Below are 23,644 nucleotides of genomic sequence, written 5' to 3' on the forward strand. Positions count from 1 at the left end.
ATGACACCGCGTTTCGCCCATCAGGCCAGGATCCTGGCCGTTGGATTCCTTTTGGGTTTGTCCGCCAGCTCGGAAGCCGCCGATTCCAGCGAGCTGAGGAATAGAGGTAGAGCCATCCTTCAGCAAAATTGCGGTCGCTGCCATGCCATCGAAGCCGCTGGCGAGAGCCCGCTCAAGCAGGCTCCGCCGATGCGCGATATTTACGCCCGGTTTGCACCGCGAGAACTGCAGGCAGAACTAAGGGAAGGCATGGTTTCCAGGCACAGGGCGATGCCGCAGATCGACTTTTCCGACGAGGACGTCGATGCCATCCTCGCCTACCTCTATGCTCTCGCGACACGGAAATAGCGTTGTCCGGAAATTCGGGGCCGGGGCACACCAGCTAGTTTCCGGACGGGCGCCAAGCTCATTTGCCAAGCATGACCTTGATGCCCAGCCACACCGCTCCGACAAAACCGGTGACGATCACTGTGATCATGGCCTTGAATGTATAACTCTGCATGCCCCTGAAGATGATGACGCCGTCGCCGGGCGTCTCGATCTTGTCGCTGAATACCCGGAATTGGTGACCGAGGCCCAGGCGAACGATCTTGCTCTCGATCAGCCGCTTGGAAGATTGCGTCAGCGTCCTTTGCGCTTCGCGAATGCAGACCGCCAGCGTGCCGCGCTCAGCCTGGCAGGTCTCGACCAGCAATTCACCGAAGAAATGCGATTTTCCCGAGCCGCGTCCGCCGTATACCCCTTTGTAGCGGGCGGGCGCGAGCAGCGGCTCGAAGATCTTAGCTGTCGGGATTTTCAGGATGGACAATGATACGCTCGATTCTGTGGATCAGTTCAAACGCGCCGTCGTTGCCGTTCTGAATCGCCTGAGGCGCCTTGCCCCAGCCGCGATCCAGAATGGCGTTGGCCGCGGAGACGCGCGCCGCTGCCGTGGCATCCTTGCTGCGCATGACGCCGACCAGCACGTTGAGCGCGGTTCGGGTGTGGCTTCGCGCCAGCGAGCGGATTTCAGTGAGTGCTTTAGCCATCTTCAAACCGGATTTCTTCGGGATTTGCCCCGCCATATTCGCAAGGCGACGTGTCGGCATGATCCTCGGCGCGATCTTCGGGCCTTGCGATTGAGTGAAAGACCAGCCTGGGAAAACCGGCCGGCGCGCGGTTGTGTTTCGGTCGCGGCATGAACTGGATGATCTCGGCACTCACTGGAATCCCTCCCACACCGCGATGGTGACGAGACCCGCCAGTGCGAGCGCTATCAGATATGAGGTCATGCGGCCTCCTGCCTCGGTATGAATGAAATGTGCGGCATGATCGCTTGAAGCGATCATTTCCGGCGCGAACCGTATCCCAAGCGAGATCCGCATGGCGGATCGTCGCGGCGGGGCCGCGTGCGAGCGTGGACTCTTGCCACGCCGCGTGCCGGCGCGTTCGCGCGTGCCGGCAAAAAAATAAGCGTGAACAGAATAGTGGGAACCGTCTTTCGAACAGATCATCCACCAGATCAACAAGGCTCGGACGGCGGCCCGCTTGCGACGCTTCTGGCAGCGGTGCATGGGAGGATGTGGCGCCATGACGTGCGGCCGCCGTCCGATTCGGCAAGTCAGGGAACGAAAAAGCCCGCGGCCGGTTTCCCGGCGCGGGCTTTGTTGGTCTTTGCGATGATGAATATATGCCGGTGATTTGCCCGACGTGTCAAATTTTTTGGACACCGATGAAGCGGAGTTCCGGCGGCGCCGATCGAGAGGCGGCGGCCGATCCGCAGCTAGCTCCGCCTCTGGAGGAACCAGGGCTGCATCTGGTCATCGCGATCGAATCTGCGAGGATCGTCGTCCAGCGGAATCGACGCTGGGTTCCGCAAGGCGAGGCCAGCCAGAAGATCGAACAAGGCGCCGTTGGAAGATGCACCGGATTTTTTCGGCAAGCTCCAGAACTCATGTGGAAGCGGCACCATCGGCTTGCCGCTGAAGATCCCCAGCAGCGGCGCAGGTTCTGGCGGATCCGGCGGAACAGCATCGGGAGGCATGATGGCCGGGAAAGCAGGGTTGACGACGCGGCTCCGTAGCCGCGGATAACCCACAGGCCGCGGCCCGCTGGGCATATTTCCCGATTGATCGCCATAGGCGGTTTCCTCGTTCGAAAGACCCGGTGCGCTCACGCCGTGCAACTGCGGCCTCACCTCCGCATCCCCGACGAAACTACCGAGGACACCTACGGGCCCCCTCCCGGCGGCACCAAAATTGTCGGCGGCGCCTGTACCAACGGCCGGCCCTGGCACGTTGAAGGCGATGGGTGACGGTGTCGCACCAGCAGAAACCCGCGGAAAATTCCCGAAGAAGTCGCCAGCAGGCGAATATACCGCATCCGGTTGGAACGCCGGCGTAGGCGCGCCGTGTACCGCAGTCGGTGCTGAACCGTCGGGAGCCGAAGATTTCCGGTACTTCTCCAGTTCACGCAAGACCGGAGAACGGGCATCGCCCAAGCCGCCCGCCGGGGCAGTGCCCCAATTTCCAAAGCGCCCATTGAACGAGTTCGGACGATTGGGTACCGGAAAACCATCGGCTGGAACAGCAGGCCCTGCCGATACATCCAGAGGAAAGGGCATCGGCGTCGAGGTGTTGATGGAGTTTGCTAACGGCTTCTCAAATCCAGGGACGCTCAGAGATCTGGTTTCTCCACGTGCTGGGTCGAACACAGGTTGATGATCGAGTCTTTCCGGAAACTCCGCACCCGGCCCAAAAAAGCCCGCACGTTGCAGTGCCCCGCCGGCAAAGGAGTTACTGTTTTGGGATATTGGACGATATTCATAGCCGATCGAATCCACCTCGTCGGCAAAGCCCTTCATCAGCGCCCACCGCGAACTCAAATCATCGCCTTCGGCGACGATCGTATGTGGTTGATTCAGAGAGGCTCCGCGACCTTCGCCCGCTCGTGCTCTTAGCCGTTGAAAGGGTGAATCGGTGTTTTTCATGCCGTCCGAGAGATACTCCTCACTGACCGCCGCCGCCAGTTTATCGATATTATGACCAAACCCGTTTTGGGGAATGCCCTCAAGCGTATGATGGTTTCCCTCGGAATCTATGTAGTTCAGCACAATGTGATAGCCAAGCACCGAGCCCTGATAAGGCACCGCCGAGGCATTAGTGTAAGTGAGGAAGATTTTTTCGGACATTGCTGAGATTCGCTACTTGTGGACCCGTGAGGCGGTCTTGAAAGTCGATCTTTTTTCGGGAACCAGATACGTGAAGCTGGCCCGCATGTAGTCGCTTGAGAAATATATGAAATATTTTTTGGAGAGCGGATTGTAATCTATCAACCGAATGAAGCGTGATCGCTTGACTACTTCCAACAAGGCATCCGTCTCACAATCGTGCAGCGGAAACGATCGCTCGTTGAGATCGTCATACGGCGCAAGCCGGTTCTCCTCTCTTAAAAGAAGATTATCCAGCTCAACCACAAACGCAGAAGCATTCGCAATACATGAACCGAAGTCGCCGCGCGCGCTCGTCACCGGCGCCACGCACAGAAAGAGCGCGCCAAGCGCCGCCCGCCCAGCAACGTAGAAGATGCGATTGGACATTTCCGTATTCCCCAGCCTAACTTCTGGCATCCAGCACGACATGTCGCGCTGTCGAACCCACTGCCATCCGAGGTCGCGGATATCATGGGCCACGGCAATCCCGGAGGACAGATGTGTCTTCAGAACGATGTCAATCTTTCCTGCTTCGTGGAGACTCTTCGCACATCTCCTCCTCAGCTGTCGCCGATAATCCCAGGAGATCTTGCGCAAGAGAACTGGCCGGCCCGCGCGGGACGACGACCTTTGGATTCAAGACTACTTGGCCAACCAAGCCCTCCTATCAACCTTTTTGAATCACTTGAATTAACCGAACAAGAACCGCAGCGATGAATACGATGTAGAACAATTTCCACGAAACGGCCACGAATTCGGAAACGAGAAGCGGCATGTGGAATCTGTAAACCGCATAAAACGAAAAGCAGTCCACGATCCTGCAAAAATCGCGATGCTTCAGGTTAACGATCGTTGCGCCGACGGAAGTTATCGCCGCCAACGAGAGGGGGCCAAATAGAAGGAATTTCATTCCGACGCCGAATGTTGGCACCTCGTTCGCCACCTTCCGATCTGAAGCAAATGGCGCGAGGAAAAGTACGGCCAACACATAACTCGCGGCCAACATTGAAGCCGCGAGCATGGGCAATCCATCAATGAAACGTTTTTCAGAGACAACCCAGCCCGCAAGCACGGCCATGACCAGGAGACATTTCAGACGCGTCACGTGAGCGCCCGGCGATAATGCAAACCGCAGCAGGCGACAAGCCTAGCGACACGCAAGATCAAAGGACGCAGAGCAGCTGATGCTACGGCTGATCTCGCATAACCTTGCTCACCATCAGGACACCGGTTTTTCAAGCGAGCAGCGTCAGCTACTGGCCTCCAGCGAGACATCTCCATTCCTCGTTCTTGTTCAACAAACTGCCATCCAAGCTGCGCTCTCCCGAAGGATTTTTTGGGTGCCTCCTCACTACCTATCGCCGATAGTTTCAGGAGATTTTATGCAGACGGCTCATGCCGGTGCCGGCCGTTTGAATAGATCAGATTGAAAAAGCCCGCGGCCGGTTTCCCGGCGCGGGCTTCGATAGTCTCGCGATGATGAAGATATGCCGGTGATTTGCCCGACGTGTCAAATCCTGAAGGCGGCCGGCGACGTGCCGCCGACGCTGCTATTCAAATCCCTGAACCGGCGGCGCGGCGTTCCTTGCCGGACGCGGGCCTGCCGTCCTGGCTGGCGGCTGCAAACTCGCCTGGGCGACCGCCTGTTGCTGGGCTCCCGGAGTGGATTGCGCGGCATGTCGCGCCCGTGATCGCGATCCGGAGCGCCCCACTCCCCAGGAACGCGCGATCGCCGGTCCTGCGGTATATCCGATGAATGCACCTGCCACTGCGCCGACCGGTCCAAGAACGACGGCCCCCGACACCGCGCCGAGAGCGGCACTTCCGGCCCGCTCCTGGGCTCGTGCCTCGAACGATATCAGCGATGCTGCAATCAGTGCGGCAACGAGCGGTTTGTTCATCGCAATTTCCCTGGGCCCAGCGCAACCCACAGGACCGCAAAAATGCGGCGGCACAAGGGAAATGTGGTGGCAGCCCAACGTCCGATTCAGGAGCCAACAAGCCCGCGGCCGGTTCCCCGGTGCGGGCTCTGATAGTCTTGCGATAATGAAGATATGCCGGTGATTTGCCCGACGTGTCAAATTTTTTCCAGCGCGGGCGACCGCGCTAGTTCTTCACCAGATAGAGCGGCGTCCTCACCGTCAACTGGTAGGACGGTTTCGGCACCCACGAGATCTGTGCCGTCACGCCGAACAGGCGGTTGTCGTCGTCATCCATGCGGTCGAGGTCGAGCCTTACGATCGGCTGGGTGAAAGGTTCGAACACCGTCCGGTTGAGAAGCTGCCCGCCACCGAATGATTGGACCCCGACCCGGCCGGTGAATTTCCAGTTGTTATCCCACTGATAGTAGCCGCCGACATAGCCGACGAAGTTTGGATTGATCGTCACGCGCGGGGAATCCACGGCAACCGCGGTGTATTGAGCGCCCGCGAGCAGCCCCCGGGTTTCATCCGCGTTCAGGGCGTAGTCGAACTCGAGAATAGTGTTGAGCGACGTCGTGGGAAGCGAGACTCCCGGCGCCGACCGCGTGACGGTCGACTGCAGCGTAATTGTCGGGATCGAACCGCCGTTCTGCTCATAAACATCGTCCTGGAACCCGACGTTCCAGCTGTTGATCGTAAACGCGGACCAGTCGGACCCGTCGCTTCGCGATGCGCTGGCGCTGAAGCCGCCATACACCGAGACCTGGTCGTTCAAATCTACCGTGAGCGGAACGTCGAGCCCGACGGTCCGGCTGGAAGACGGCGACACGGCTGGGAGTGTCGGAAGTGTCGCGATGTTCGAAAGATTCGAGAGGTTGGCAAGCCTCGAAAGCACCGGATGTCCGGCAAACAATCCGAAGCTGCCGAAGCCGACCGAGAGCGAGCCGGCAGGAAAAGTGGCGTAATTCGTCCTGAGGTCGAGATAGATGTTGGGCGCTGAAGCGGTCTTTACCGATTCATCGTCGCCCTCACCCGCGTCCTTACCCAAGGCCAGGCCGGACGAATAAACCAACACCAACCCGGCGAACGCCACCCGACAGGCCGGCCGAAGCATGGCCCTTGCCATACAATGCCCTCCAACAGCTCAAGAGTTATACTGCAGGGTGGCCTACGTTCAAGGGACTCGATCGCCCAAGACGGCGCTTGCGAAGTTGTTCAGGCCGCCTCGCCGCCTGCGAGCACACGGGCCGTGGATTCTCGCACTGTGAGGAACTGCTCCTCGAACGCCTGGGCCGGCATCGGCCGACCGAAGAAATAGCCCTGTCCCTCTTCGCATCCCATGCTGGCGAGCAGATCGGCGGTGGCCCGATTCTCGATGCCTTCTGCGATCACCGACAGGCCCAGTTGCTTGCTCAGGCTGATAGTCGAACCGACAATCGCCGCATCGCCGGAATCAGCAAGCAGCTCGAGTACGAAGGAACGGTCAATCTTGAGCCCGTCGAGCGGGAATTTCTTCAGGTAGCTCAGGCTGGCATAGCCGGTGCCGAAGTCGTCGAACACGACACGCACGCCGAGCTCCTGAATCCTCAAGACTGTGTCGAGCACCCGCTGCTCGTCCAGCAGCAAAATGTCCTCGGTCACTTCCAGTTCGAGCAGCGAAGGTGTCAGGCCGGTGATGTCGAGCACCTCCGCAACCGAGGTTGCGAGATCCCCCGACTGAAGCTGCGAAGGCGAAAGATTGACGCCGATGCGAACATTGTGTCCGGCCTGCTCCCAGGTCCGCGCCCGCCGGCAGGCGGTTTCGAGAACCCATCCCGCGACCCGGTCCGAAATGGAAGAGGTGTTGACGACCGGCATGAATTCCGCGGGCGAGACCAGGCCGCGCACCGGATGATGCCAGCGAATGAGGGCTTCCGCGCCGATCAAGCCGCCATCCGAGAGGCGGACCTGCGGCTGATAGAACAATTCGAACTCATTTCGCTCGGCGGCGAGCACCAGTTCCGCCTCGAGCGTCAGGCGCGATTCAAGCTCCCGCCGGATGGCGCTTTCGAATACCACATGCCTGCCGCGCCGGGTCGCCTTTGCGCGGCAAAACGCGAGATGGCCGTTGCTCAGCAGTTCTTCGGCCGTCCGACCGTCGCCCGGATGGACGGCGGCCCCGATGCTGACCTTGACACGGTGCTGCCGCCCTCCCGTCGCCAGCGGCGCGTCGAACGCGAGCGCGATGCGTTCGGCCAGTTGCGCGGCGGTTTCGGATAATTCGGCGCACCGGATCGCAATGGCGAATTCATCGCCGCTCAAACGCGCGACGATGCCTGCGCCGCCGATCTGCGCGTTCAATCGTTCGGATACGGCGCACAGAACACGGTCTCCGCAGGCATGCCCGAGCATGTCATTGATATGCTGGAAGCCGTCGAGGCCGATGACCAGCAGCGCCACTTCGCCGGCGTCCTTTTCCGCGCCGGAAATCATCTCCGCCAGGCCGGCGTTCAACGTGTTGCGGTTGGCAAGCCCGGTGAGCGGGTCGTGTTCCGCCAGATACCTGATACGCTCGGCCTCGCGTTTCCGCACCGAGATGTCGCGCAGGATCGCGCCGTACTGAAAGCCGTCGGTGCCCTGCCAGCCGGAGAAGCAGGCCTCGACCGGAAATACCTCGCCATTCTTTCGCAGCCCGTCGAATTCCGTCACCAGGCCGCCTGGCTGACGCGACCTCGCCCGGACCTTTTCACAGGTCGACGAATAGCCCGGCTCAGCCTTGGCGTGCGGCGCAAGAATCGTTTCGAACCGCCGACCGATCATTTCCTCCGGGCTGTAGCCGAAGATCGCGACCGCCCCCGGGTTCCATAGCGTAATCCGTTGACTGGAATCGGTACACACCAGGCCGTCGCCCAATGACATGGCGATGCGCTGAAAACGGCTTTCGGCAATTCGCCCCAGCAAGTCGCGGAAGTCGATTTCATCGAGCGCAATTGCGGCCATATAGACGGCGATCGCGGTAAGAAGCAGCGAAGTATCGAGAACAAGGGGCAGCTTTGCCTGCAGCAGAATGGCGATGGCCTCGGCGGCAGCGGCCATTCCGACAAGGACGATGACCCGTACGCCGGCGGACAGGCGACGCCACGAGAACATCATGGCCAGCGAAATGACGCATAACCCTGCCAACGCAACGACGTCTGAGGTCCAGCGCAGCGTTCGGTTCTGCAGGATCGATTCGGCGGCGAGAGTTTGCAGGATTGGTCCGGAAACAACCCCGCCATTCGGAACGCTGAACCGATCGCCGAGTTCGAGTGCGGTTCCCCCGATGATAACCTTCTTGCCCCTGATCTTGTTCAAGGTGGCTTCATCGCCGCGCAGCACGTCGGCATAGGACACCTTCGGAATCGAGGCAGCGCGGATGCTGTAGTCGATCAGGAAAGGCGAGCTCTTTGCAGAATATAATCCCGCCAATACCGCCCCCATCGAAGGTAGAAACTCTCCAGCGAGTTTCTCCCCGAACGGGTAGCGCCGGACGAGTCCGTCAGGTTCGACCGCGACATTCACGATGGCGGTCCATGAATGATCGCCGAACTGATTGAGCGGACGATTGATGTGCACGGCCGTAGCATTGCCGCCGTCGGTCGCCGGTTGCTTGAAGGATGGCAATACCACGGATCCGCCCGCTGCCCGCAGCGCTTCGACGAATGCTTGGTCCGACGTGGCGTCGGACGGCGTCGAGAAATCGACGTCGAATACCACGTCCTTTACATCAGCGGCTTCGAGCCGCCGCAGCAGGTCGGCGTGCAGACGGCGCGGCCAGGGCCAGACGCCGATCTTCTCGATCGACGGGGCATCGATTGCGACAACGACGATGTCACCGCTGGCTTGGCGCGACTGCCAGGCAAAGCGCAAATCGGTCAGCGCATTGCGAAGCGTGCCGCGCCAGCCGGATGCCAGCACGATCGCCAGCGCAACCACCACAAAAATATGCGGCCGGTAGTGTTTCAAGTCGTCACCCCCTGCGCACCCCTCAACCGGCGAAGTGCGCTCCCCATCTCAAACCAGCCGTTATCGGACCGGCCCTGGCTGGCTACCGATGGCCGCGGCCGTACCCATGGCCATTGCCATTGCCGTTACCGTTTCCGTTTCCGTTTCCGTTTCCGTTGCCGTTCCCATTGCCGTTCCCATTGCCGTTGCCGTTTGCACCATTGCCATTGCCGTTGCCGTTACTGCCTCCGGGAGATACGACCGCGGCGACCGCGCTGGCTGCGCCCGATGCGGCCGTCGCGCTCACGCCGGTCGCGGCATTGGCGTTACTGCTGCTCGCATCGTTCGAATTGCTGGAGCCGTTTCCGTTGCCCATCGCCGAACCGGAACCACGCGAACCCCAGATCGTATCCCGGCTGGCAACGTTTCTCGCCGAGGCGTGCGCCGAGGTCGCGCCGCGGGCAAGACCGTGGGTGACGCGGTGGAAATTCAACCGGACCTCGCCAAGCGAGGAAGATATCCGCGTTACACCATGCCGTCCTGGAGCACTGACTGCGTTGCGCTGCGGCTGAACCGTGGTGTTGCCAAGGCCGGCGCGGGCCGCGGTGTTGCCGTGCCCGAGCGCGCGGATCTGCGGCCCGCTGGCCGGTTGGCGAGGCGCGGTGAGCCCCGATCTCGGAACCGGAACCCGGTCGATCGACGATGCGCGCGGCTGGCCATGCTCGATCGGACTGAAGGTGCCGGAGCCGCTCAAGGAGAGACCTGAGTTGCCGTGCGCGAAAGCGGTCGCATGCTGCCCCGGCATCACTTGCGCAATCTGGCCAGACCTGAAATCGGCGACCTGGACCTGCCCCCTGATGACGTCGACGCTGGTAGAGGCGGCGTTCACCGAGACGCGAAACTGCGTCCCCTTCACCACCGCGGCGAGATACGGCGTCTCGACCTCGAAATGCTTGACGTTGCGCTTTTCCACCTCGAGCAGGATCGACCCGGCCTGCTGCACGATCGTGGTCGAAAGGCCTTCCTTCTTTTCCGCGGGCAAGCCGATCACCGAGTTCGGCGAGACCATGATGGTTTCCTCGCCGCGCACCAGCAGCACCCGCCCGTTGCGGCCGGTCCGGATGGTGTCGCCCGATTTCAGCACCTCTTCCTTGCCGAGGGAAACCTGCTGGGCGCCGGTCGTGGTCATCCAGACTTCGCCTGACGATTTGCTGACCGACCAGGCTCCCTCTTCCGCGGCAAGCGCATGGGAGGCTACCCCGAGAACGAGCGCCACCGCCAGGACACGCGAAACCCCACTGACCGCAATCATCGAAACCTCCGTCTACCTGCAACGAAGTCCACGTTTACCGGAAATGTTTCAACATTGAGTGAGCGGGAACTACGAGTGTCCAGCGGACATCTTAACGATTCGTTGACCATAAAATCCTAAGAAAAATCATGCGGCTAACAGCTCATGATGCAACCACCTGCCGTCCTCCGTGGAACTACGGATGCGTGCCGGCGACGGCGCTGGCGCAGCAGCGCCGTACCATCAAGTTCGCTCTTGTCGGCTGGCTGATGCTGGCCGCTGTCGTGCCGAGTCCGGCAACGGCACAACAGGCCAGCCAGCCAGGCTTCGATCCGAGACAAACCGAAAAACGTTTCGATGCCCAGGAATCCCAACAGGCGACGACAGACGCCCGACCCGGCTTGCAGGTGCCGCGGGTGCCGCAAGTGCCCCGGTCGGAGGGGAGCGCGGATTCCAAACCGCTGTTCGTCCTTCGTAAGATTTCGTTAACCGGCGCCCGGGCGATACCGATCGGAGAGTTCGTAAGAGCCTACCAACCCTATCTCGGGAAGAAAGTCTCTCAGGCCGACCTCGCGGCAATCGCCTCGGCGATCAGCGACATCTACCGCGCAGCCGGCTTTCACCTGAGCCGGGCCATAGTCCCGCCGCAGGACATTCAGGGCGGTCATGTCCGCCTTCAGGTAATCGAAGGCAGCATTGCGGAAGTGGCATTAGAGGGCGAAGGCGCCGACCGATTCGGCGTGCGCCCCCTGCTCGGGCCGGTCCTGGCTGAACAGCCCTCGCGCCTGACGACGCTGGAACGCCAGTTGCTGCTGATCAACGGCCGGCCGGGCGTGCGCGTTACCGATACCGCGCTCGAAGAGCTCGGGATCGCAAGCGGTCGCTTCCGCCTCATCGTCTTTCTGAAAACCTGGCGCATCTTCACTTCGTTCGGCCTCGACAATCTCGGCTCTTCGGCTGTCGGCCCCTGGCAGAGCTACTTCACAGGGGCCTTCAACTCCTACCTCATGCCTGGCGATGTGCTAGCACTCAATCTTTCCACCACGCCTGGCGATCCGCGTGAGCTTGCGTTCGGCCGGCTGTCCTATGATGTACCGGTCGGCACCGACGGGGGGCGCATTGGCGCATCCGCGCTGTACAGTGAAGTTCGGCCTGGTGACATCCGCCGCCTCTTCAACGACGTTACCAAAACCGAGGCCTTCGAGGTTCACGGCAGCGTCGTTCCGTTGCAATCGCAGAAATCGACGCTGACGATCACGGCGGCAATGGGCTTCAGCAACGTCTCAGAGAGCGACGTCATCGGTCCGATCTACAGGGACTACATCCGGACCGTGAGCCTGACTTCAGATTATCGGCTGCAGGACAATTTCGGCGGCAACAACTACCTGACGGTGATGGGGCGGCAAGGTCTCGATATCTTCGGCGCATCGCAGCAGAATGATGTCTTTTCGTCACGTTACGGTGCTGCCAGCACGTTCTCGGTGCTGGGTCTCTGGTTCACGCGCTATCAGACGCTGTCCGATGCATGGTCGGTCAAACTGTCGGCAGCCGGCCAGATCGCGTCGGGCCCGTTGTTTCTCTCGCAGCAATTCTACCTGGGCGGTGCGGCCTTCGGACGAGGCTATGGCAGTGCAGAAATCAGCGGCGACAACGGCATGGCCGGATCGCTTGAATTGCGCTTCGATCAGAAGCTGAATCTTGGCTACCTGACGGGTTATCAACTCTACAGCTTCGTCGACGCCGGCACTGCCTGGAACGCCGGATACAGCTACAACGACGGTCTGGCGCTCACCTCCGCCGGCGCCGGCGTGCGGTTCTTCCTGGGCAACGATCTGCGGGCCGATATCGCGGTGGCCGCCCCCTTGAGTTACCGCGCCCCCGACAATACGACCCGCAGTGCGCGCGTGCTGTTTTCGCTATCCAACTCTTTCAGACTTTGTCCGGAACGAGCCCAGGCGCGCTGCCTTTAGGTCGACCGGGATACCGGTTCGGAATTATTTGCGGCTTGGTTGAAGCAACTTTGGGTAAAATTTCTACGCTTCAACGTCAACGCGGCTTAATCTTTGGCTCCCAATATGATCGCGCTCTGTGCGGGACAATCCCGCAGAATCTGCCACCGAAAATGCTGCTCCAGGGATACCCGATGTATTTCATAGCTGCCGCACTGGCGATTTTGTCCGGCCTGTTCTATGCCGCCAGCCATCATGAGATCGGCACTCTCGGTGTGGAAATGTGCCGATATGGTAGCACGTTCTGCAACAGCCCGAGCTATGTCTTGGCCGGCGCCATCCTCGCGGCATTGTGGGGCGCATTCGTCAGCGTCCGCTGACGACAACCGACGCATCACATAGGATCATGGAAATCTACGCCGCGCGTTGAGCCACGGTTGACGGCTGAGCAACACAACAGCGACGCGCCGCGGCAAAGCCTCTGCCGTCGTCTTGACCGAACCGTCACGCATGGGTGCCGCACAGAAAACCCGCTTGAATGATTACCGGCTTTTTGCTGAACTTGCTTCGGGCCGAGGTGGGTGATGAAGTGGGTGAAGGAGCGCGACAGCTTGATCGCGCAAACAATGGCATTCGTGCAGTCGGTCACCGGGAAGAAGCCGGCGGCCGAAGCACGGATTGAATCCAAACCCGTCGATGAATTTGAACCGATCGAACCGCCCGCTGCAGCCGCGGAGACACCGCGCACGTCGACCGTCACCCGCAGCGAACTTCGCGAAGAAATTGCAGGGCGGGTGGCGGCTTTCCGCGCCCATCAACAGCGTTTCGACCGCGAACGCGATCAGCATTTTACCTCCGTGCTGACGGGAATCCGCGCTGCGATCACCGCCCCCTCCGAAGCGCCGCCACCGTAATCCTCTGCCGTCAATCGTCCGGTCACCCGCTGCGCGCACATCGACAGTCCGAATCAACAATGATCGGCCCGATCTTGACGAGCGGGACCGCAACCTGCGCTTTCGCACAGGACCCGCCGCCCAGGGACTGCATCAGGAAGGCCGCACCCGTAGATCAAACGGCTTTGAGGCAGGTCAATGCGCTACCCGTCGGCCCGGCCATTTTGTATTAATGGCCAATCTCATCTTTCGGTGCCCACAGACTGCCATGAACGTTCAGGTTTGGTTGCCCGACGAGGCGCCAGCCGAGCGAGCGGATAGCTATGAGGCGGTGACTTGCCCGGCTTGCGCCCGGGTGCATCTCGTCAACAAAACCACCGGCAAGACGCTGGGCGACAAGGATAAATGAAGGTATCGAGCAATCCCGCAAGTCTGGTCGCAAATGTGGCCGGCGAAATCAGGCTCGGCGCTCCGTCACGGCGGGAGAGGAAGCGACTGCGCCCGCAATCCCGAATCCTGAATTTCGCCCGCTACGCCTTTGGCCGGGCCCGGAGGTTTCTCAGCTCTCTAACCGCACGAATCGACGTTCCGAACTTTCCGGGTCCATGCTGCGGATGACCATTCCATCGGACTGTGCTGAGGTAGAGCTGCGGCGCTGCGGTCGATACCGCAAATGCCATCGCGGCGATGCGGAGATCACTCGTCATCATTCAGATATTCGTCCGGCACCTGGCCAAACCGTCGCAGCACATGCCGTCGGTTGAATTTGCCCTGTTCGAAATTGCTGGTCCGGCTGAACGCAACGGCACCGGCGTGACCGAACAGCTTCCACTGCCCTTGCGCGGTCTGGATGGCGAGCCCCGGGTTCTCGCAGTCCACGCCTTCGCCGGGAACGAGGGCGCCATCGACGAGATCGAAAGCCAGTGCCACGAAATGGATGATTTCGGCCATTATTGCCCGCTTTGTAGCCTTTGCCCCGCCCGCCAATTTGTGTAGCTGATGGCCGGGCCCATTGCATTGGTGCTGGCCAATAGCGTAGGCCATTTGACGTCGAAGGAGAGCATCGGATGCGAGCGGTTTTCAAGGGAATTCGGGCATTGGTTGTCGCCACAGCCGGACTGAGCGGATCACTGGCGATGGCCGCCGACGCCGATCAGGGGGCCACGCTCGCCAAGCGCTGGTGCGCCACCTGCCACGTGGTTGACGGCGATCAGAAGCAGGCCAGCGCCGACGTTCCGCCGTTTGCGGTGATCGCCAAGAAGCCCGATTTTTCCCCGGAAAAGATCGCTGCCTTCCTGATCGAACCGCACCCGAAGATGCCGAACTTCCCCTTGAGCCGGAGCGAGGCGGCCGATATCGCCGCCTATATCGGCTCGCTGCGCAAATAGGACGCGCAGGGTAGATTTCCGGCGGCGGGTCCCCTCCTCGCAGCGCACAACAGCCCACCTGCGGCTGCCACCGCCAAGTGTCGCGAGGGTCCCGTCTGCTGTACGGCCGCACCCTGACGGGATAGGCTTGGCTCGATACTAAGTAACCTGCTTTAAGTGGGCCTTCTCGAATGGACCAAGGCAAAAGCGCCCGGCCTCAAGAATCCATGGCGGCCGAAGCATTTGCCGCGCTGGTCGGCGGCCGGCAAATTTCGCCCTTCTCCTCAAGGCCCGGTGGTCTCAGCGTCGATGACGCTTACCGCCTGACACCGCTTGTGCGGCAGATGTACGAAGCCAGCGGCGCTAGAACTGCGGGCCGCAAAATCGGCTTCACCAATCGCACGATCTGGACACAATACGGCGTCTATGCCCCGATCTGGGGCTATGTGTGTTCGACCGCAGCGTGCGCGATCTTGCCGCCGTCGATACGCTGTCATTGGCACCGTTTTCCGAGCCACGCATCGAGCCGGAAATCGTATTCGGCCTTTCGGCAGCGCCATCGGCGCAGATGGACGAGGCGGCCTTGTCGTCTTGCATCGATTGGGTCGCACTCGGCTTCGAGATCGTGCAGTCGATCTTTCCGGGGTGGAAATTTTCCGCAGCCGATACGGTTGCCGCCAACGGCGTACACGGCGCGCTGCTGATTGGACCGCGTCATCCGTTTGCGCCGCAATCGGCGGAATGGCAACGAACGCTGCCGGCATTCCGGATCGACCTGAGTTGCGGCGGGCGACCGATCGACCGAGGCCATGCCGAGAACGTGCTGGGCGGCCCGCTCTCGGCATTACGCCATCTCGTCGGATTGCTGGCGAACGATCCCTTCAACCCGCCGCTCGCGGCCGGCGAGATCGTCAGCACCGGCACGCTGACAAAGGCCATGCCCGTCGCTGCCGGCGAGACATGGACCGCGGTGCCAACGGGAATAGCACTTGACGAAATCCGTCTCCGTTTTGTCTGAGACGCTGCGGCTATCAGAATTTACCCTTCGACGCATCCTTGGCCGCCGTCATGACGCCGCCGGTGATCTGTCTCATATGCTCTCCGGCATTGGTAAACTGGCTCTTCAGGAATTCCGACTGAATTCGCATCGCCTCCTGGAGATCGGTCGCATGAACCAGCCTGCGCGCATGATCGAACGCGGCCTTCATGTTCTGTTCGGTGAAGGATAGCGCCTGCTTCGACATCTCCGTTCCCGGATTCGGAATCGACTCCATCGATTTGCCCGCGGCATCAAAGAACATCCCGAAGGCCTTTTCCGCCTGGTCGATCGTCTTTTCGGCCAACTCGCGCAATTCGGCCGGAACTTCCAATTTCGGTTCGATCATTCCACCATCCTCCAGTTTGAACTCAAGCTACCACATTTCGGCAGCGGCGTCTTTGCAGAGTTTGCCTGGCCCCGGCGCGGGTCAGCTTACCGGAACGACACGGCTCTCGATCATGCCCCGGATCTTGTTACCTCGGCCCCGGGGAGCCGACATCGCAATTGGCTCTGCCGGCACTGGAATTTCCCGGCACTTGCCGCAGCTGCACGACCCGCAGCTGCCGCAGGCAGCAGCCTCTGCCGGCTTCTGCGAAACAGTCACCTTTTGATCAAGGTCAAGACCGCCGCCGCTGATTAGTGCTCATTTATCATTGTAAAGGAAGATCGCGGTCGATCGAGTTCGGAGCAGGCTTCCTTGTACGCTGGGTCACGGATGCCCCTGAGCGCTCGCTGCCGGGAGCGTCCGTCTTCTTCAACAATTGCGGCCGCCGCAGAGATCGTAATGCGAACCTATTATTTCGACGTGAAGGACGGCATTCCAACCAGAGACCGAAAGGGACTGAAATTTCCTAACGCTGTGGGTGCGATTGAGCATAGCAAGGAGCTCGCGCGGTTGCTCAGGCATGACCCCCGGCTCAAGGATCGCAGCCTTTCGATCGTCGTCGTCGACGAGTCCGGCACCGAGGTTCATCGCGAGCCGGTTTACCCGGACGAGGCAAGGCCCGGCATCTCCCTTACGAAGACCTGACGACAGTCAAGTGGGGGCGCGGCTCCGACCTTGGCATGCCTTCTTCGCCGCTATGCTTGCCGCAATGGCTGAAACCAACGCAAGAAATGGACCTTCACTGCCTCGTCTGTGGCGTCAGCTAGCGGAACAGCTTCTTCGCGCAGGATAGCAGCGCCGACATCGTGCTTTCCTTGAAATCATAGATTGCTACGACATCGACCTTCCGGGGAACGGAGGCAGAGCTCACAACGATGAATTCGCCGCGGGCACGAGCGACGATCTCCAAAAATGATCTGGTGTCGCCATTTGTCACAACGATGAATCCGCTGCCGTATCTGGTTGCGATATTCGGCGTGTAATTCGCCGCGCCGTCATAGACCTGGATCGGCTCGTATTCACCCGTCACCTTCATGTCGCCGCCAACCAGCTTCGTCAGTTGTTTGCCGGCAAACACCTGCAGCGGCGGCTTTGGAATCGAATCGGCCGGTAACGGGCCGTCGCCATAGGCGAGACGGATGAAGGCCCCATCGGCGCTAACGCCGATATCGAGCATGTGGCTGCTTCCCTGCTCGCGGAAGAAACACGCTTGCTTGACCACATTCGACTTCCCGACATTGACGTGTTCGGTACTGCTGAAGGTCGACGTTCTAACCAGGTCCCCAATCGTATCGCCACTCCCCTGCGACTGAGCCGAACCTGCCGCGACGAGTGCCCCGATTACGAGGGGTGCCACAAGGCACGGACGCCCCCATTCCCGCAACGTGCCGACAATTCTGATAGCGGCGCCCATCGCTGTTCCCCTTCCGCAGTGCATACGCAACGGTCGCTTGGCCAGACACCGGCGTCAAATCTTAAGTGATGAGACGCAAGAGAAGGCCGCGTTCAACCTGAGCATGAAGAAGCATGGTTAAAGGGCAATGATATATCTCTCGGGGCGGCAGTGCAAAAACCAACGCTCTGCACCAAACGACCAATAGCCGCGCACTTCTGTCGCGATCAATGCGGCGCCCCAATTTGTTCAAGCGCGGGGAAATTGCCGACTTGAAGAGTGCCGTCCGACACCTCCACGATACCGCGATCGCGGAAAAGGCTGAGGACCCTACTCACATGGACTTTCGTGAGTCCGACGGCATCGGCGATGTGTTGCTGGCGCAACGGAAAGGGATAACGCTGTTCGCGGATCACGCTTCGGGCCGAGATCTGTCGCATAAGGTGCAGTAGTAAATGAGCAATGCGCTCTTCCGCGGAATATTGGCCGAGCGCAGTCTGCATCTTATCCGCGGCTTCGCTCTCTGCGGTGCAAGATGCTGCCAACGCCATCAAAATGTTGGGATTGACAACGAGTCTTGCTTGGACTTCCGCACGTCGCATTCCGCTTATTTGAACCTCCGTCAACGCTTTGACCGAGAAGTGGAATCGCTCCTCAAACACCGAGGTTGCGGAGAAGAGATCGCCGGGCAGCAGGAAATTCAATATCTGTCTGCGGCCGTCGGGCAACTGCAAGTACCGAAATCCCCAACCACCGCACAGCAGGAAGACGTCCTCAGATACCTGGTTTCGAGTGGCGATCTGCTTGCCTGCCGGGACGATACGATAATGCTGCCAATTTGCGTCTTGCTGCGCACGCAATCTCTCGGGGCGTTCCTCCAATAGCGTGCCGCAGAAGCTCTGATCGCGGTGCGGGCACATTGTGCAAGGTGACACGCTTTGCATGGAGTCTTCGTTGACCAGAATGAGGAAGACGTCACATTTCCTAACAAGAGCGGCGCGATTCTCCTGGCCCGGATTACGCATGGCAGATATGCCAAGTTTCTAGAATTGATCCACATCAATGCAATTGGATCAAACCTCCGCGCCTGCGACGAAACCACGCAGCAACGGAGCGAAGCGAAGGCTCCAAGATTGCATCCAGCACATGAAAATTCGCGCGGCGTCGCAGCGGCACCCTTTCAAGTTGATCTAGATTAACAATCTGCATCAACTTGCAGAGATCCATCTTAACCCAGAATCAACAATGATCTCAGGATAGAAAAGTCGATGCCCGTAATACTACGGGGGATGGAGGAGCACGAACTCCACCGACGCCATTCAAGATCACGAGTGCCGGATGCGTCTTATGCGCATCTACCAAGACCGCGAACTACTTCCCCTGGGCAAATCAATCAGAGAGACACCGCCGTGGCATCCTTACAATTGAACATTCGAGGACGACTGATTCTTGGTTTCAGCGTCCTTTGCCTTCTCCTGGCCGGTGTGGTCGGCACCAGCATCCTCAAGGTTCACACGGTCAGCGAATCCACCGACCGCACCGTCAACCTTCGGGTTCCGACCGCCATGACCGCCAGCGACCTGGTGGCCGGAATTTACGCGTCACTCGCTTCGCTGCGCGGCTGGCTCGTCACCGGCAACGAAGCCTTCAAGACCGAGCGCGCCGGGCTCTGGAAGGAGATCCAGACCCGCGGGTCCGAGATGGATCGCCTGTCCGGCAACTGGACCATCGAGCAGAACAAGCAGGACTGGAAACAAGCCAAGCCGCTGCTTGACGAATTGCGTAGCGCGCAAGACAAGGCCGAGGCGATCGCTCACACCATCGACGAACAGCCCGCGGCCAAGATCCTTGCCACCGAGGCCGCCCCCCTCGCCAGGCTCATGCTGCAGAAGGCGACTTCCATCATCGATGAGGAGGGCAACATTGCCTCGACCGATCAGCGCAAGAGCCTGTTGATCGCCTTTGCCGATATGCGCGGCAGCATGGCGATGGCGATCGGCGCGATACGAGCCTATCTGCTGACGGCCGACAAGGCGTTCAAAACGGAGTTCGAGGAACTCTGGGCGCTCAATCAAAAGAAATTCGATGCGCTGTCGCAGCGGCGGTCGGAAATGACCAGCGACCAGCAGAAGGCCTTCGACGAACTCGTCGCGGCGCGTGCCAAGTTCGCGCCTTTGCCGCAGAAGATGTTCGATATCCGGGCATCGGACCGCTGGAATATGGCGCAATGGTTCCTGACCAACGAAGCCGCCCCCCGCGCCAACAAACTGCTCGACATCTTCGCGGGAGCGAAAGATACCGCGGGCTCGCGTTCGGGCGGAATGGTCTCACGACAACAAAACAGTCTGAAGGCCGACGGAGCGGCGGTTCTGGCTGAAACCAATTTCCTCACGACGCTGCTTTGGGTGCTGATGGGCGTCGGCATCGGCGTCGCCGCGACCGTGGTCTACCTGACCAATCGGTCGATCGTGCCACCTATTCTCAAGATGGTGGCCGCGATGGGGCAGCTTGCCGGCGGCGATCACTCCGTCGAAATTCCGGCGACCGACAAGAAGGACGAGATCGGCCTGATGGCCAGAGCAGTCCTGATCTTCAAGGAGAACATGATCAGGGCCAAGGAGCTGGCCGCCAAGGAAGCCGAAGCCATAAGCGCGCGTGTTGCGCGTGCGGCGCGGGTGAACAGCCTGACCGAGACGTTCGATGCGGATATCTCGACGGTGCTGAGGTCAGTGGCATCGGCCTCGACCGAGTTGCAGGCGACCGCATCGTCGATGACGGCAACGGCTGAGGAGACCAGCAATCAGGCGACCGCCGTGGCGGCGGCGACTGAAGAAGCATCTACCAACGTGCAAACGGTCGCGGCGGCGTCAGAAGAATTGGCCAGTTCCGTCACCGAGATCAGCCGTCAGGTAGCCCAATCGGCCGCGATCGCCCAGAAGGCCGTGGCGGAGGCCGATCGCACCAATACGACGGTGCAGGGACTGTTCAATGACGCCGCCAGCATTGGCGACGTCGTCAAGCTGATCAGCGATATCGCCGGCCAGACCAACCTGCTCGCGCTCAACGCCACGATCGAAGCGGCACGCGCCGGCGAGGCCGGCCGGGGATTCGCCGTGGTAGCCGCCGAGGTCAAGAGTCTCGCCGAACAAACCGCAAAGGCAACGGATCAGATCAGTGCCCAGATTTCGTCGATCCAGACCTCATCCAGCGAGGCCGTCGGCGCCATCAAGGGGATCACCACCACGATCAACGATATGAACGAGATTGCCTCGGCGATTGCCAGCGCGGTGGAAGAACAGGGCTCGGCCACACAGGAGATCGCACGCAACGTGCAGCAGGCGGCGCTCGGCACCGGTGAAATCTCATCGAACGTGGCCGGTGTTCAGCAAGCCGCCGGCGATACCGGCGCCGCGGCACATCAGGTGCTGCAGGCGTCCAACGAATTGTCGAGGCAGTCCGAAACGATGCGGGCCCACGTCGAAGCCTTCCTCAGCAACATCAAGGCCGCTTGATCGCAATCAGACAAACTCTCCGCGCCCCGGGCGCGGAGAGGACCGGCCGTCAATAGCGGTAGGGCTCAATGTCCAGCAGCGGGAATGCGCTGAACACATGAGGCAGATTGGTCGGCGTCGCCGGGTGCAGATAGGACTTGTCGAGTTCGGAGAAACTCGTCACGCCGAGCAGTCCCAGGCACCGCATCACCTCGTCCTCCAGCAATTCCAGCATCCGCACGACGCCGGCCTCGCCCGCAGCCGCGAGCGCCCAGCATTGCAGGCGGCCGACCCCGACGAGATCGGCTCCCATTGCGATCGCCTTGACGATGTCGGTGCCGCGGCAAAACGAACCGTCGACCATGATCCTGGCACGGCCGGCGACGGCGGCGACGATTTCGGGCAACACCTGCATGGCACCACGGCCATGGTCGAGCTGACGGCCGCCGTGATTTGACACATAGATCCAGTCAACCCCGTGGTCCAGCGCAATCGCCGTATCCTCTGCGGTCGCGATCCCCTTGATGACAAGCGGGATCTTGAACTTGTCCTTGATCAGCTTCACGGTGCGCCACTCCAGCCCCTTCTGGAAGTCGCCCCCGGTGGCGCGCACGCGGCTGGCGCGGACGTAGCGCTTGGCGATATCGCGTTCGCGCCGGCTGTAATGCGCGGTATCCACGGTCAGGCAGAACGCGGTGTAGCCATTGGCGATGGCGCGGCCGACGCAATCTTCGACGAAAGCATCGCCACCGCGAACGTAGAGCTGAAATATGCGCAAGGTGTCGGGCGCTGCCTCGGCGGTCTTCTCGAGCCCCGGTTCGGTCACCGAACTCAGCATGTGGGCGGCGCCGAACGCGCCAGCCCCGCGCGCCACGGCCGCGCCTGCGTCGGGGTCGAACATCTCCAGCGCGCCGACCGGCGCCAACATGACAGGCAATCGCAATTTACGGCCAAACACCTCGACGGACGTGTCGACTTTGGCGACGTTACGCAGCACGCGCGGCCGGAACGCAATCTCGTCGAGCGCCATGCGGTTGCGGCGCAAGGTGGTCTCGGTCTCGGCCGCGCCGACAATATAGTCCCAGGCGTTCTGATTGAGGTTCGTGCGCGCCTTGCGTACGAATTCGTGAAGGTTTTGGAACTCTTCGCCGCTCGCGCCAAGTTCCACGTCCATCGGCCGAATGGGCGTCCCGTCGTTCATGGTGTTTCTCCCCCGCTTTTTGAGGACAATAGCCGCTGCCAACAGACTGGAAAAGCTACCGCCCGGGGCGCTTTTTTGAGGCCCGAATTGCGACCCCCGCCCCCGCCGCCCATTAAGCAGCCCGCGCCGGATAAGGACACATAAAGGTGAGGTGTAAAGCCATTCACATGGCTGCGTTGCAGTCCGCGCTAATCAAACGGCGCAGACTCTTAGGGGGAGAGCCGAACGGAGGTTTCCCATGAAGCGCCTGATGGTTTCTGCTGTTGCGGCGGTCGTCATGCTCGCTGCTACGCCTTCGGCGGAACGTCCCGCCGGATCCGCAGGCATGATGTCGTTGCAGGGCTTTCAAGTCTCGAGCGACGTCAGCAAGCTCCCGATCGAGGACTTCGCGGATCAGTCGCTGGTCTTTTCGAAGGCGGCGCGATAGGCCGCTCTGTCACTGGCTGGCGATTTGCACCGGCGCAGAATGGAAAATTCCCGCCCCGGAGACCTGCGATGCGATCAAGAATGCCGCCATGACCGCCGGCACGCTGATGAATCTCAAGAATTGATCCATAGAAAGCATCGTTGTCGTCCCCCAGGTAGCCAAATGGAAAAAGCCGGCCCCCACAGCCGGCTTCAGTTCGCGCCTTGCGTCATCTGTTGATCGCCGGTCAGAAGCTGATCCGTATAGGCCGCCCCCGAGACCGTGAGCAGCGCCAGAATCGAAATGACGGCCAGCGTTTTCATGGCACCATCGTCATTTTCGATTGTGGCCGAAAATGTCAGAGCTTGGCACATTTTCGGGACCAACCGGAGAAACATCGTGGCGGCGATCCTTGACCCTTGTCAAACCGATGTAGCCCATAGACGGCTATCATTAATCATGAAGGCCGCTCCTTTCGCACGCTTGTTTCGCGCGGCCGTGCTCGGGGTTCTCCTGTCGGGGGGCGCCGCGCGCGCCGATTCTGACGAGCCGTTTGGGCTTCCCACCGTCGAGGCGCCGTCAAGTTCCTTGTCGGCGATTTGGCGGCAACTGCAACTGGACATCGAGGCTGACGAGCGGACGGTCGCCCGGTGCCGCGCTCAACCCGATGGATGTGGCTCGCCTGCCGCCCTCCGGTTCATCGAAATCGTCGACGAAGCACGGCAATACGAGGGACGCGCGCGGGTCGGTCACATCAATCGCGCCGTCAATCTTGCGATTCACCCAACCAGGGATGGAGTTTGGAGATCGCCTCTCGACGCGCTGGCATCATCAGGGGATTGCAAGAACTATGCGGTCACCAAATACGCAGCACTGGGGGATGCGGGCATTCCTGCCAATGACCGTCGACTGATCATCGTCCACCCCAAATCGCCCCAACAGGGCGCCCATCTGGTCGTGGCGGTGCGCATTTCGGCACAATGGGTCCTCCTTGACAACAGATCGATGACATTGGTCGAGAGCACCGCCCGGCACAATTATCTGCCAATTCTGGCGCTCGATCACTCCGGCGTCAGAGAGTTTCGGACGCTGCCGGGTACAGCCGTTTCAGGCCTGCCCTGCAACAAGGCTGTCGGCTAGCCATGCCCCGGCGC

At 60.6% G+C, this 23,644-nt stretch carries 25 protein-coding genes; 11 read left to right on the forward strand and 14 right to left on the reverse strand.

Features of this window, described 5'->3' with window-relative positions:
- A complete protein-coding gene (locus KMZ68_RS19410) occupies positions 1-348 on the forward strand; it encodes a c-type cytochrome (RefSeq protein ID WP_215612786.1) in 348 nt (115 codons plus the stop codon).
- A gap of 58 nt (positions 349-406) precedes the next feature.
- Here the strand turns inward: KMZ68_RS19410 and KMZ68_RS19415 are convergent, their stop codons facing one another.
- The 9 genes from KMZ68_RS19415 to KMZ68_RS19455 all read right to left on the reverse strand — a co-directional run bounded on the left by KMZ68_RS19415 (position 407) and on the right by KMZ68_RS19455 (position 10,387).
- Positions 407-808, reverse strand: a complete 402-nt coding sequence (locus KMZ68_RS19415; RefSeq protein ID WP_249779409.1) for a phage terminase large subunit — start codon at positions 806-808, stop codon at positions 407-409.
- Positions 780-1,028 carry a hypothetical protein gene (locus KMZ68_RS19420; RefSeq protein ID WP_215612787.1) on the reverse strand — a complete coding sequence of 83 codons (249 nt, stop codon included), beginning with the start codon at positions 1,026-1,028 and terminating at the stop codon, positions 780-782. The genes KMZ68_RS19415 and KMZ68_RS19420 overlap by 29 nt, the downstream gene beginning before the upstream one ends.
- A gap of 171 nt (positions 1,029-1,199) precedes the next feature.
- The gene (locus tag KMZ68_RS19425; protein ID WP_215612788.1) at positions 1,200-1,709 is read right to left on the reverse strand and encodes a hypothetical protein; all 510 of its coding nucleotides are present in this window, start codon (positions 1,707-1,709) and stop codon (positions 1,200-1,202) included.
- A 53-nt stretch (positions 1,710-1,762) separates the two neighbouring features.
- The gene (locus tag KMZ68_RS19430) at positions 1,763-3,169 is read right to left on the reverse strand and encodes a hypothetical protein (protein WP_215612789.1); all 1,407 of its coding nucleotides are present in this window, start codon (positions 3,167-3,169) and stop codon (positions 1,763-1,765) included.
- A 12-nt stretch (positions 3,170-3,181) separates the two neighbouring features.
- Complete coding sequence (locus KMZ68_RS19435) at positions 3,182-3,577, reverse strand: hypothetical protein (RefSeq protein WP_215612790.1); 396 nt, start codon at positions 3,575-3,577, stop codon at positions 3,182-3,184.
- Positions 3,578-3,857: 280 nt separating this feature from the next.
- A complete protein-coding gene (locus KMZ68_RS19440; RefSeq protein WP_215612791.1) occupies positions 3,858-4,268 on the reverse strand; it encodes a hypothetical protein in 411 nt (136 codons plus the stop codon).
- A gap of 1,028 nt (positions 4,269-5,296) precedes the next feature.
- Positions 5,297-6,226 carry a hypothetical protein gene (locus tag KMZ68_RS19445; RefSeq protein ID WP_249779410.1) on the reverse strand — a complete coding sequence of 310 codons (930 nt, stop codon included), beginning with the start codon at positions 6,224-6,226 and terminating at the stop codon, positions 5,297-5,299.
- 101 nt (positions 6,227-6,327) lie between these two features.
- The gene (locus KMZ68_RS19450) at positions 6,328-9,096 is read right to left on the reverse strand and encodes an EAL domain-containing protein (protein WP_215612793.1); all 2,769 of its coding nucleotides are present in this window, start codon (positions 9,094-9,096) and stop codon (positions 6,328-6,330) included.
- Between the two features lie 82 nt (positions 9,097-9,178).
- Positions 9,179-10,387 carry a FecR family protein gene (locus tag KMZ68_RS19455; protein WP_215612794.1) on the reverse strand — a complete coding sequence of 403 codons (1,209 nt, stop codon included), beginning with the start codon at positions 10,385-10,387 and terminating at the stop codon, positions 9,179-9,181.
- Between the two features lie 128 nt (positions 10,388-10,515).
- Here KMZ68_RS19455 and KMZ68_RS19460 point away from each other — a divergent pair, with 128 nt between their 5' ends.
- From KMZ68_RS19460 to KMZ68_RS19475, 4 genes are all read left to right on the forward strand, one after another.
- Positions 10,516-12,336 carry a ShlB/FhaC/HecB family hemolysin secretion/activation protein gene (locus KMZ68_RS19460; RefSeq protein WP_215612795.1) on the forward strand — a complete coding sequence of 607 codons (1,821 nt, stop codon included), beginning with the start codon at positions 10,516-10,518 and terminating at the stop codon, positions 12,334-12,336.
- Between the two features lie 173 nt (positions 12,337-12,509).
- A complete protein-coding gene (locus tag KMZ68_RS19465; protein WP_215612796.1) occupies positions 12,510-12,695 on the forward strand; it encodes a hypothetical protein in 186 nt (61 codons plus the stop codon).
- Positions 12,696-12,899: 204 nt separating this feature from the next.
- Positions 12,900-13,229 (forward strand): hypothetical protein, encoded by a 330-nt coding sequence (locus KMZ68_RS19470; protein WP_215612797.1) that lies wholly within the window; start codon positions 12,900-12,902, stop codon positions 13,227-13,229.
- Between the two features lie 247 nt (positions 13,230-13,476).
- Entirely contained in the window at positions 13,477-13,617 is a 141-nt protein-coding gene (locus tag KMZ68_RS19475) for a hypothetical protein (RefSeq protein WP_215606880.1), read from the forward strand.
- Between the two features lie 287 nt (positions 13,618-13,904).
- Here the strand turns inward: KMZ68_RS19475 and KMZ68_RS19480 are convergent, their stop codons facing one another.
- Positions 13,905-14,159, reverse strand: a complete 255-nt coding sequence (locus tag KMZ68_RS19480) for a hypothetical protein (RefSeq protein ID WP_215612798.1) — start codon at positions 14,157-14,159, stop codon at positions 13,905-13,907.
- 116 nt (positions 14,160-14,275) lie between these two features.
- Here KMZ68_RS19480 and KMZ68_RS19485 point away from each other — a divergent pair, with 116 nt between their 5' ends.
- Positions 14,276-14,596, forward strand: coding sequence for a c-type cytochrome (locus KMZ68_RS19485; protein ID WP_215612799.1), 321 nt, complete (start codon positions 14,276-14,278; stop codon positions 14,594-14,596).
- A gap of 427 nt (positions 14,597-15,023) precedes the next feature.
- Entirely contained in the window at positions 15,024-15,593 is a 570-nt protein-coding gene (locus KMZ68_RS19490) for a 2-keto-4-pentenoate hydratase (RefSeq protein WP_249779411.1), read from the forward strand.
- Positions 15,594-15,606: 13 nt separating this feature from the next.
- Here KMZ68_RS19490 and KMZ68_RS19495 read toward each other — a convergent pair whose 3' ends face one another.
- On the reverse strand, positions 15,607-15,960 hold the full coding sequence (locus KMZ68_RS19495; protein WP_215612800.1) for a phasin: 354 nt from the start codon (positions 15,958-15,960) through the stop codon (positions 15,607-15,609).
- Between the two features lie 438 nt (positions 15,961-16,398).
- Here KMZ68_RS19495 and KMZ68_RS19500 point away from each other — a divergent pair, with 438 nt between their 5' ends.
- Positions 16,399-16,644 (forward strand): DUF6894 family protein, encoded by a 246-nt coding sequence (locus KMZ68_RS19500; RefSeq protein WP_215612801.1) that lies wholly within the window; start codon positions 16,399-16,401, stop codon positions 16,642-16,644.
- 118 nt (positions 16,645-16,762) lie between these two features.
- Here the strand turns inward: KMZ68_RS19500 and KMZ68_RS19505 are convergent, their stop codons facing one another.
- Together KMZ68_RS19505 and KMZ68_RS19510 are read right to left on the reverse strand one after the other, a co-directional pair.
- The gene (locus KMZ68_RS19505) at positions 16,763-17,413 is read right to left on the reverse strand and encodes a hypothetical protein (RefSeq protein ID WP_215612802.1); all 651 of its coding nucleotides are present in this window, start codon (positions 17,411-17,413) and stop codon (positions 16,763-16,765) included.
- 206 nt (positions 17,414-17,619) lie between these two features.
- Complete coding sequence (locus KMZ68_RS19510; protein ID WP_249779412.1) at positions 17,620-18,417, reverse strand: Crp/Fnr family transcriptional regulator; 798 nt, start codon at positions 18,415-18,417, stop codon at positions 17,620-17,622.
- 384 nt (positions 18,418-18,801) lie between these two features.
- Here KMZ68_RS19510 and KMZ68_RS19515 point away from each other — a divergent pair, with 384 nt between their 5' ends.
- The gene (locus KMZ68_RS19515; RefSeq protein ID WP_215612803.1) at positions 18,802-20,904 is read left to right on the forward strand and encodes a HAMP domain-containing methyl-accepting chemotaxis protein; all 2,103 of its coding nucleotides are present in this window, start codon (positions 18,802-18,804) and stop codon (positions 20,902-20,904) included.
- A 49-nt stretch (positions 20,905-20,953) separates the two neighbouring features.
- On the opposite strand, the gene KMZ68_RS19520 is transcribed toward KMZ68_RS19515, so the two are convergent.
- On the reverse strand, positions 20,954-22,084 hold the full coding sequence (locus KMZ68_RS19520; RefSeq protein ID WP_215612804.1) for an alpha-hydroxy acid oxidase: 1,131 nt from the start codon (positions 22,082-22,084) through the stop codon (positions 20,954-20,956).
- 238 nt (positions 22,085-22,322) lie between these two features.
- Here KMZ68_RS19520 and KMZ68_RS19525 point away from each other — a divergent pair, with 238 nt between their 5' ends.
- Positions 22,323-22,511, forward strand: coding sequence for a hypothetical protein (locus tag KMZ68_RS19525; protein ID WP_215612805.1), 189 nt, complete (start codon positions 22,323-22,325; stop codon positions 22,509-22,511).
- Between the two features lie 438 nt (positions 22,512-22,949).
- A complete protein-coding gene (locus tag KMZ68_RS19535; RefSeq protein WP_215612807.1) occupies positions 22,950-23,630 on the forward strand; it encodes a transglutaminase-like cysteine peptidase in 681 nt (226 codons plus the stop codon).
- Positions 23,631-23,644: the final 14 nt, after the last annotated feature.

This window comes from Bradyrhizobium sediminis (assembly GCF_018736105.1).
Classification (GTDB): Bacteria; Pseudomonadota; Alphaproteobacteria; order Rhizobiales; family Xanthobacteraceae; genus Bradyrhizobium.